Origin of the sequence: Pseudoalteromonas sp. 20-MNA-CIBAN-0454, assembly GCF_040308685.1 — a bacterium.
Lineage (GTDB): Bacteria > Pseudomonadota > Gammaproteobacteria > Enterobacterales > Alteromonadaceae > Pseudoalteromonas > Pseudoalteromonas nigrifaciens.
This window is the reverse complement of the sequence record NZ_JBEOOB010000057.1, coordinates 1-9,866: the sequence shown is the minus strand read 5'-3', so window position 1 is coordinate 9,866 and position 9,866 is coordinate 1. Positions and strand designations below refer to the sequence as shown.

The window sequence follows — 9,866 nt, the reverse complement described above, 5'->3', positions numbered from 1 at the left end:
CACGATGTGTGAAAAAGAAACCATCTAAATATCCGTATAAAAAAAAGCCAGTCAGTGTTAACTGACTGGCATTAAGCGTCACGGTCACTTTTATCCCGAAAGCTTGGCCCCATTTGCACAAACGAGCAATCGCTGGTACCGCCACCAATATCGATAACCAGTACTTTTTGGTTTTGTGTTAAGTTGCTCTCGTAATCAATACCGGCCGCCAGTGGCTCGTATAAAAATGCGACTTCTTTAAAGCCGGCACGTTTTGCAGCGCGCTCTAAAATACCAATTGCTTGCTGATTTGACTCCTCACCGCCTACCGCCTGAAAGTTAACCGGACGACCAATAACGGTTTGGGTTAACGTTTTGCTTAGTGATTGCTCAGCACGTTGTTTTATTTTTAAAATCATTGCGGTGGCAATGTCTTCAAAAAAGTTAATTTGTCCTTGTTTTAAACCTGTAGCGCCAAAAAATGATTTTGGTGATTTAACAAAATAACCCTCTTCAGGAAATTGCACATACTCGCTAATTGCTTCGCGGCCAACAAATAAGGTTTCGTCTGTGGGGTGTAAATCTAAGTCAGATTTAATTCGTGGTAATGAATTTAGCAATGCTTGGCGCTGAGTTTTAAACGCAAGCTCATCGCTGCTACCTTGTAAATGCCTGGCAACATAGTCAACTACCAACGCACTATGGTGGGTATAAAGTGTTGAAGGTAGGTAATGTTTTCCTTGCTCTAACGGCACTAATTGAACGTTACCCTCGTTCATTACACCCATAGCACAATTAGAACTACCATAATCAAAACCAACAAACATATATCACCATACATCACTAAAAAGGCCGCGCAATTTAGCATACCTAGCAATAAATATATACTCATATAGGGCTGAATAATTGTTAGAGTGACTCTCTCACGCGTAAAAAACTAGCAAAGCGAGGTAAGCCATTTTTTGTTAAACCATGGAATCGATAAGTAATGGTGCTACCCAATGCTGGCGGGCTTTCGCGCTCGGCATCGCTAAATCCGGTGCCAATTGAAAACAGTTGCCCTTGCGGTGTTTTTACTCTTAACGCTCCTAACATGCCTTGGTATTTACCTTTACCCGGTAGGTATGCAATCACTATTGCCTCTGCATCTAAGTAGGGCTTTAATTTTAATAGCGCATCGCTGCGCCCATCGGCATGTTTTGCGCTTGCTAAATGCAGCATAACGCCTTCGCCACCTTGCGCTGTTATATTTTTAAAATAGTTAGTTAATAATTGGTTATTAGTAAACTGATGCTGCTTTATAGCTTTTATATGAGGTGAATTTAAACCAGCAACAAGGTGGCTGTAATTGCTGTAGCGCTGGCTAAAAGGCACGTTTGCATCAGGCATATCAAATACTTGATACGTAATACTTTGCCAATCATGATTATTGGGAGTTTTAGTGCGCACAATGCCACTGAGCACCGCAAAGTGCTGATGTTTAGTCCACAGTTCACCATCAAGCCATACTTTAGGTAAGGGCGCTGTAAACCATTCAGGCGCGTTTATTACATTACCTTGTCGGGTAACAAACTGTTTGCCTGTCCAAATAGCCCTTACACCATCAAACTTTTCACTAACTAAATAGTTACTTACATCGCTGTGCTTAGTTTCGTCATACACTTTAGCAAGCAGCACCTTGGGCAATGTTGCATTCACAATAGAGCTAAAAAGTACTGCTGTGATTAAAGTAATTAATTTTATATAAAACATCAGCGCGTCCAAGCAAGGTAATGTGGCTTAAACTATAGTTGAGATTGCAGCCATTGCCAAAACTCTTGCAGATCATCCATACGGTAACTGGCTTGGCTAAAGTCATGGTTTTGCGTATGGCTATTAGCAATCGCCACAACACTTACAGCGGCGTTGTTTGCTGCAGTTACTCCGGTAAAGGTATCTTCTACTGCAATGGCATCTTTAGCAGCTACATTTATCTGCTTGAGTGCTAATAAGTAAGGATCTCCGGCTGGCTTTGGATTAATAACATCATCTTTAGTGACTACTGCGTCAAATAGATCATAAAAGCCAAGCCCTTTTAATATTGGTTCTGCTTCGTGGCGAGCGCTGCCTGTTACTAACGCCATTTTTAAGCCGCTGCTTTTAACCGCTATTAATGCTTGTTCTGCAAAAGGCATTAGTGCTGGTAAATTGGTTTTTACATATTGTGCAAATAAACGGTATTTTTCATCGGCTAAATAGTCACTGCTAACCGATAAGTTATGCTGTTGCTTTATTTCACTTGCAGCTTCGAGCGTTGGCCGCCCCGAAAAACGCTGACAAAACTCACCCTCTTCGTAGTTTACATTAAATGGCGCAAGTACCTGGCTCCAACATGCAAAGTGCATGCTTTCAGAGTCGACTAACGTGCCATCCATATCAAATAATACTGCTTTTAAAGTCATTTTTATTCCTTATCACAGCGCTAAAAAAGACGCCTAAGCGCCTTTAATATGTTTATAAATTACTCCGTTAAACCCGCCGGTGGCTCACCAGTGGCTTCTTCACCTGTTTCAACATCAACCAACTCATAACCACGCGCTTTACGCGCCACTTTTAAAACAGGTTTTTCAAACGCTGTTTTTAATCGCTCAGAATCAGCTTTTAATTCATCAAGCGATGTACCAAAAGGAGCTGCTCCGGTTTCAGACCAATTAGTTACTTTACCATTAAGGTTATATTCTACTTCATGTATTTGATACTGCGCTGCTTCATCTTTTGTGGCTTCACAAAAAATCACTCGGTAGTTCCAAAATCCAGCCATTTTTCATCTCTTTATTTTGCAAATCAATTAACGCTACTTTAGCAGTAATATTAATGAATATAAACGAAAAAGCCCGCTATAAAAGCGGGCTCTGTAGTATTTTTACTATTAGTGTTTAAGCTTAAAAGAAGTTAACTTTAAACTCTACACCAACGTAACGCTCTTCATTAACCATTACAGTATTATTGTTGAAGTCTACGCCACCAATAGATTGTTGCTCGTCAAATAAGTTACGCACAAATGCTGACACTTGGTATTCATAGTCGCCATCTGCCCATGCGTAACCGGCACGTAAGCCAGTTTCAACAAGCGGCTTACCTTCAAACTCAACTGATTCATATAAGAAAAAGTTAATTTTGCTACGATAAGAAACATCGCCATAAGCAAAGAATTCACCATCAGCTAGCTCTTTGGTATAACGTAATGTGAAGTTAGAAATCCACTCTGGAGCATGCGGTAAGCTGTTACCATCGAGTAATACTTTACCATTTACTACTGGGTTAGTAATTGTCAACGTTGGGCGGCTTGGAGCTGCTATGCTAAGCGTGTCATCTTTAAGCTCAGTTTTGTTATAACTTAAGTTGAATGTAGCATTTAGCTCATCACTTAACACCCACTCAGAATCTAGCTCAAAACCATAACCTGTGGTTTTATCAACATTTAACAAACGGTTAAAGTTAGCACCACCACCTACAGCTGTTAACTGTTGGTCATTCATTGTGTAGTAAAAAACAGTGGCGTTAACACGGCCTTGACCGTCTAGTACGTCTGACTTAATACCTGTTTCGTATGAGGTTACCGTTTCTGTTTCTGCGGTAGTTACATCATTACCATATAAAATACGCCCTTGTAAGCTAGGTGCACGGAAGCTATTAGCAATACGTGTGTACCAGTTTACGTCATCATTTACTTTATAGCTTGTTGAAATATCCCAGCTAATATGGTCATCACTTACATTGATGAGTCCACTAGATAGCGGACCAGCACCAATTGGGCTTTGAGTACGGTTTGCAGAAAATTCTTTTTCATCGTCTGAATAACGCAGACCTGCAGTTACTTTTAAATCATCGCTAATCGTGTAATCAACTGAGCCAAATACCGCCCATGCTTTTGTATCTTGTTGCTGTATTACATAACCGGTTTCATTACCTGCAGGTGATGAAAACGTATCATAGCTGAAATTTTCAATTGTCAGCGCTTCATCAAAGTAAAACACACCTACTTGGTAGTTTATATCGCCAGCAAAGTTGCTTGATAAGCGTAACTCTTGAGTGTATTGATCGTGGTCAGGAATACCATCAGCACTTTCTGCTGAGCTAAAACCTGTCTCATAAGCGCCGTCAATGTCTGCACGAGAATATATTTCTGCACTTTCCCACGCCGAAATAGAGGTTAATGTGTGATTATTAAAATCCCACTCAAGCTTTAAGCTCGCACCTTCTGACTCAACTTGCTGCGTCGCACGTGATGCCGCATCGTGGTAAACCACGTCATTTTCAAAGCCATCAACTAAATCGTTAGTACCTGGCTTGATAGAATTACCAAAGAAGGCAATTGGTTTACCGTCCATATCACGCACGTGGTAGTTAAATAAACCAGTGAAGTCATCGCCTTCGTATAAAAACTGAATACGGGCTGCTTTATCTGTGTAGCCGCCTAGCGCGTCTTTTTGTTCAAACCCTGGAGCACGACTATCAATGTAATCGTCTTTATCTTGCCACAGTACTGATACACGCGTTGATAAACGGTCAGTTAAACCACCGCCTACCGCACCTTCAAAATCTACAGCGCCACGGCTACCGTAAGATACCGAGCCGTAACCTTCAAATTCTTGGCTTGGTTTTACTGAATCAAATTTAACAAGGCCCGCAGGCGTGTTACGACCAAACAAAGTACCTTGTGGTCCACGTAGTACTTCTACACGTGAAACGTCAAATACTGGAAAGCCTTTTAAAATAGCGTTTTCTTGTACTACTTCATCTACAACCAATGATACCGGTTGTGATGCGTTTAAATCGAAATCTGTATTACCTAAACCACGTACATAAAAGCGTGGGAATGAACGACCAAATGAAGACTCAATTGATAAACTTGGGATTTTCGCATTCATAAAACGAATATCCATACCAGCAGAGCTGTAAGCATCCAAGCTATCGCCTTGCAGTGCAGAAACAGCTACTGGTACTTCTTGTGCATTTTCTACACGTTTACGAGCAGTAACTTGAATAACTTCTAATTGATTTTTCTTTACCGCTGGCGCTTGCTCAGCAGCAATAGTAGAAAATGAAGTGCCTGCTACGGCAGAGAGTAACGCTGCATTTACTAGGGTTGCTAACGTAGATCTTTTCATTACTTTCATGTCGGGGATTAACCTTTTTAGTGCACTCTTGTTCAACGGTTGATGTGTTGCGCCACTTACAATAGCGGACTCAGGCAATTTTTCGCGATACGCTACGCGGACCTCTTTCTCGAGAGTGCAAAACGAATTAAAGAGGCTGAATGAGTGGTTAATATTATAACACCCTGACGCTCTTTTACTGCATAAAAGAAACATAAAAAAAACAATTTGTGCAAAAAATACATCTCTTAAAATAATTAAAAATAAACCCTTTAAAAAACAAAAATAGCGGACATTTGACCTGTTTCAAATTAAAGTTATGCTATATAGACTTGATATTAAACTTGTTTGACCCTGCTAATAACAATAGCTACCTTATCTGGGCGCTCATACTATTTACTTAAGGATTAAAATGAATCTTACGAATACACTCACCAAAAACTGGTCGTTACTTTTACTTCGTGGTGTTATAGCCATACTGTTTGGTTTAATAACCTGGTTTGCACCTGAGGCGTCGTTGCAAGTTATGTTATTAGTTTTTGCTGGCTACTTTTTATTTGATGGCATATTAAGAGTTTGGGTTGCCATAACATCAAAAAAATCAAATCCCTTTTGGATGCTATTATTAATTGGTGGCTTACTGAGTATTATTGCCGCTTTTGTCACTTTACTTGCACCAAACCTTACCGCCTTATTGTTACTTTATTATGTTGCTGCGTGGGCGATTGCAATTGGTGTAGTAGAAATATTTTTAGCCCAAAAGTTACGTAATGAAATTAGTAACGAATGGATTTTAATTATTAGTGGTTTTATTTCTATAATATTTGGACTGTACTTAGTATTTAACCCAGGTGCAGGCATTTTAACCTTGCTTTGGTTAGTTGCTGCATACGCTATAGTATTTGGCGCGCTTATAGTTGGTTTAGCGCTTAAATTAAAAAAATTAAATCAAAGCCGCTAATTCAGTTGGCTTAGCACCAAAATGCTAAGCCACTTTTCTTTATATTTAATGGGTGCTAATTACAGTGGCGTATTGAATTTTTTATCATCAATATGAATAATACGTTGTGGTAAGGCAATTTTAATATTATTTAACTTAAACTGCTTATAAAGACTAAAACGAATATCGCTGCGAACTTGGCGCAACATCGTTTCAGACTCTGCATACACCCAAAAATAAGCACTAAACATCATCGCGCTTTCAGCAAAGTCATCTAACAACACCGCTTTTGGTAAGGTGGGTAATATTGCCGGATGATCTGCAAGCACTTGTTGCATCAGTTTTTCAACCAATTCAACATCTGAGCCATACATTACACCCACATTAACCGAGGTACGTGCATTACGATCAATTAGCGTCCAATTAGTTACTGTGTTTTCTAATAATTGGCTGTTTGGTACTAGCATATGTACGCCATCGTTACGGCGAATACGGGTTGAGCGAGTGTTTATCGTTTCAACTACGCCCTTAGCATTGCCCACCTCTAAAAAGTCACCAATACGAATTGGTCGCTCCCACATTAATATCCAGCCACTAATAAAGTTATTAATGATATTTTGCGCACCAAAACCAACACCTATCGCAATAGCACCCGATACAAAAGCAAAAGCGGTAAGCGGTATATTTAACACCTCTAAAGAAGTGAAAATTAAAATTGCGATACTTAAAATAAAATAAATTCGCGTAAACAATAGCACCGCATCAGGGTTCATTTTACGTTTAAGTAATGATTTTTTTATTAACTTACCAATACGAGTAACCACAAACCACATAGTAAATAATATCAATGGGATCTGAATTACTTTTACCACTGTAATTTGCACATCGTTGTAACTAAAAAGTACAAAAGCAAGCATTTGATTTAATTGTTCTAGTGTCATTTATTATCCAAATAAGTAAGAAGATACCGCTCTATAAACGTGTGTCTAAAATAAAAGTAAAACTGGTTCAGGGTTCGCTAAGTTTAGCACGTCATAATATTAGGGGAATAAAATCAATTTATACAATCAACTAACCTTTTATGGTACTTAGTGCTATATAAATAGTGTACTTGCACTGGAGATAACATTATGACGCAACTAACTTTAGCTCAAAAACTAGCAACCTTGCAGCCGCAGGTTGACCTTAATTTATTTGAAACTAGCCTCGAATACCGTAATAAAATTTTATCTTTACTCGCTCAACAAGAACAAGCACTGGCAACTATTAATCAAGAATTTGGCCAACAGCAACCGGTAAACTTTAGCTCTGATAAAAAATTTGTACTAGGTTACAATTAAAATTTGGATACTTTTTTTGCTTATTTACTTAACTAAGTAGCTCAAACGTTTATATTTAGAGCTACTTTTACCCACCTTTTCCTCTATTATTCGCTAATTTGCGTTTAAATCCCGCTTAATACCGATAAACATGATTGTATATAACTCTAAATTTGATAAGTTAACTGTGTTTTTCGACTCGCACAGCCTATTTCGGCTAATATTTTTATGGAGTTACTATGCGTAAAACATTGATCGCCACTACTATTGCTAGTGTTTTAGTATTATCTGCCTGTACATCAAACGATTCAAACAACATGGCAAAAGAGAGCGCTACACAAGTGCAAAACATTAACGCAAACAATGTATTGTTCAAATCAAGCCCATTACAATATATGGCACCAGAATTTAATAAGTTCTCTACTAAAGATTACGAAGCTGCTTTCGATGCCGGTATTGCTCAGCATAAAGCACAAGTATTAGCAATTGCTAACAACCCTGCCCCAGCTACATTTAAAAATACGTTAGTTGAAATGGAGCTGTCGGGTGAGTTATTAAATCGCGTATCTACTGCATTTTATAACTTATCAGGATTAATTTCTGACAGTGAATATCAACGTATCGATGAGAAAATGGCGCCTGTACTTTCAGCGCACTCAGACGACATTTACTTAAATGGCGCATTATTTAAACGCGTACAAACTATTTACGACAATAAAAGCAAACTAAATGCAGAAGATCAGCGTCTTGTTGATTTTTACTACAAACAGTTTGTTAAAGCGGGTGCCAAATTAAACGACGCTGAAAAAGCAAAAATGCGTGAAATTAACTCTGAGCTTGCTAAGCTTTCAACGGCATTTTCACAAAACGTTTTAAAATCGTTTAAAGAAGACGTAATTGTTGTTACCGATAAAAGTAAATTAGCCGGTCTTTCTGAAGGCGAAATTGCAAGTCTAGCCGATGCAGCTAAAAAAGCAGGCAAAACCGGTTACATGATCACTTTAGTAAACACCACGCAGCAGCCAATTTTAAGTAGCCTAGAAAACCGCGACTTACGCGAGCAAGTGTTTACAGCTTCAACTAAGCGTGCGGCTAAAACTAACGGCCCTATTATTATTAAAGAAACCAACCTTCGCGCTCAAAAAGCAGAGCTTTTAGGCTATAAAGATTGGGCTTCTTATGTAATGACTTCGCGTATGGCGCAAACCACTGAAAATGTTTACGGCATTTTAGATGACCTTGCACCTAAAGCAGTTGAAAAAGCAAAAATTGAAGCTGCAGCAATTCAAAAAGTAATTAACGATTCTGGCGAAAGTTTTGAACTTAAACCGTGGGATTGGGCTTTTTACGCTGAAAAAGTACGTGCTGAAAAGTACAACCTAGACCCAGCCCTAGTTAAACCTTACTTTGAATTACAATCGGTAATTCATAATGGTTTATTCTTCGCTATGGAAAAACTATACGGTATTACCTTTAAAGAACGTAAAGATCTGCCGGTTTACCACGAAGATGTAACTACCTTTGAAGTATTTAATGCTGATGGCAGTGCAATTGGTTTATTTTACATGGACCCATACGCACGTGAAGGTAAGCGTGGCGGTGCTTGGATGAGTGCATACGTAGGACAAAGTGGTTTAAAAAACACTAAACCTGTTATCTACAACGCGCAAAACATTCCAAAACCAGCAGCAGGTCAGCCTACATTATTAACGTTTGACGAAGTATCTACTTTGTTCCATGAGTTTGGTCATGCGGCGCATGGTTTATTCTCAGATGTTAAGTACCCAAGCCTAGCGGGCACAGCAACAGCGCGTGACTTTGTTGAGTTTCCTTCTCAAGCAAATGAAGACTGGATGATTGAACCGACTGTATTAGCTAACTACGCTAAGCACTACAAAACTGGTGAGCCAATTCCACAAGACTTGCTTAACAAAATGTTAGAATCACAAAAATTCAACCAAGGCTTTGGTACTACTGAGTACTTAGCTGCGGCATTGCTTGATATGGAATGGCATTCATTTGGTTCTGATAAAAAAATAGCTGATGTAGAAAAGTTTGAGCAAAGCGCGCTAGAAAAACATGGTATTGCTTACTACCCTGTACCACCGCGTTATAAATCAAACTACTTTAGCCACACTTTTGCCGGTGGTTACTCTGCAGGTTACTACGCGTACCTTTGGACTGAAGTATTTGCAGCCGACGCCTTTGCCCATATGGAAAACAACGGTGGCTTAACGCGCAAAAATGGCGATAAGTTCCGTAAAGAAATCCTATCTAAAGGCAATAGCCGCGACTTAATGCAAAGCTACATTGAATTTAGAGGTCAAAAACCAACTACCGACGCACTTCTTAAGCGCCGTGGTTTAGTAGACTAATTAGTTAACTAATTAACACCTTTTAAAGAGCCCGCTTGCGTAATGCCGATCAGTTAAGGTTAATTGATCGGTTGACCGATCTAAATGATCGTGAATAATCCGTAATTAGTTTCGC

At 39.1% G+C, this 9,866-nt stretch carries 8 protein-coding genes, 1 pseudogene and 1 other annotated feature; of the genes and pseudogenes, 3 read left to right on the top strand and 6 right to left on the bottom strand.

The genetic code is table 11. The features are described 5' to 3' along the window. Positions 1-77: 77 nt before the first annotated feature. The 5 genes and pseudogenes from yegD to AAEZ22_RS17435 all read right to left on the bottom strand — a co-directional run. A pseudogene (yegD, locus tag AAEZ22_RS17455) lies at positions 78-806 on the bottom strand (molecular chaperone); the annotation flags it as partial. Positions 807-888: 82 nt separating this feature from the next. After that, positions 889-1,731, bottom strand: a complete 843-nt coding sequence (locus tag AAEZ22_RS17450; RefSeq protein ID WP_350594130.1) for a DNA ligase — start codon at positions 1,729-1,731, stop codon at positions 889-891. 32 nt (positions 1,732-1,763) lie between these two features. After that, the gene (locus AAEZ22_RS17445; protein WP_182678363.1) at positions 1,764-2,420 is read right to left on the bottom strand and encodes an HAD family hydrolase; all 657 of its coding nucleotides are present in this window, start codon (positions 2,418-2,420) and stop codon (positions 1,764-1,766) included. Between the two features lie 59 nt (positions 2,421-2,479). After that, positions 2,480-2,779: a hypothetical protein gene (locus AAEZ22_RS17440; RefSeq protein ID WP_011328836.1), complete on the bottom strand. Its 300-nt coding sequence runs from the start codon at positions 2,777-2,779 to the stop codon at positions 2,480-2,482. A 63-nt stretch (positions 2,780-2,842) separates the two neighbouring features. Further along, positions 2,843-2,937, bottom strand: a sequence feature (Trp leader region). Continuing rightward, positions 2,901-5,138 (bottom strand): TonB-dependent receptor, encoded by a 2,238-nt coding sequence (locus tag AAEZ22_RS17435; RefSeq protein ID WP_352298193.1) that lies wholly within the window; start codon positions 5,136-5,138, stop codon positions 2,901-2,903. It overlaps the preceding feature by 37 nt. 391 nt (positions 5,139-5,529) lie before the next feature. Here AAEZ22_RS17435 and AAEZ22_RS17430 point away from each other — a divergent pair, with 391 nt between their 5' ends. Beyond that, positions 5,530-6,078: an HdeD family acid-resistance protein gene (locus tag AAEZ22_RS17430; RefSeq protein ID WP_086998845.1), complete on the top strand. Its 549-nt coding sequence runs from the start codon at positions 5,530-5,532 to the stop codon at positions 6,076-6,078. Positions 6,079-6,137: 59 nt separating this feature from the next. On the opposite strand, the gene AAEZ22_RS17425 is transcribed toward AAEZ22_RS17430, so the two are convergent. Next, positions 6,138-6,998 carry a mechanosensitive ion channel family protein gene (locus tag AAEZ22_RS17425; RefSeq protein ID WP_011328839.1) on the bottom strand — a complete coding sequence of 287 codons (861 nt, stop codon included), beginning with the start codon at positions 6,996-6,998 and terminating at the stop codon, positions 6,138-6,140. A gap of 189 nt (positions 6,999-7,187) precedes the next feature. On the opposite strand from AAEZ22_RS17425, the gene AAEZ22_RS17420 reads away from it, so the two are divergent. Together AAEZ22_RS17420 and AAEZ22_RS17415 are read left to right on the top strand one after the other, a co-directional pair. Beyond that, positions 7,188-7,397, top strand: a complete 210-nt coding sequence (locus AAEZ22_RS17420) for a hypothetical protein (protein WP_011328840.1) — start codon at positions 7,188-7,190, stop codon at positions 7,395-7,397. 218 nt (positions 7,398-7,615) lie between these two features. After that, positions 7,616-9,751, top strand: a complete 2,136-nt coding sequence (locus AAEZ22_RS17415; protein WP_352298190.1) for a M3 family metallopeptidase — start codon at positions 7,616-7,618, stop codon at positions 9,749-9,751. Positions 9,752-9,866 lie beyond the last annotated feature (115 nt).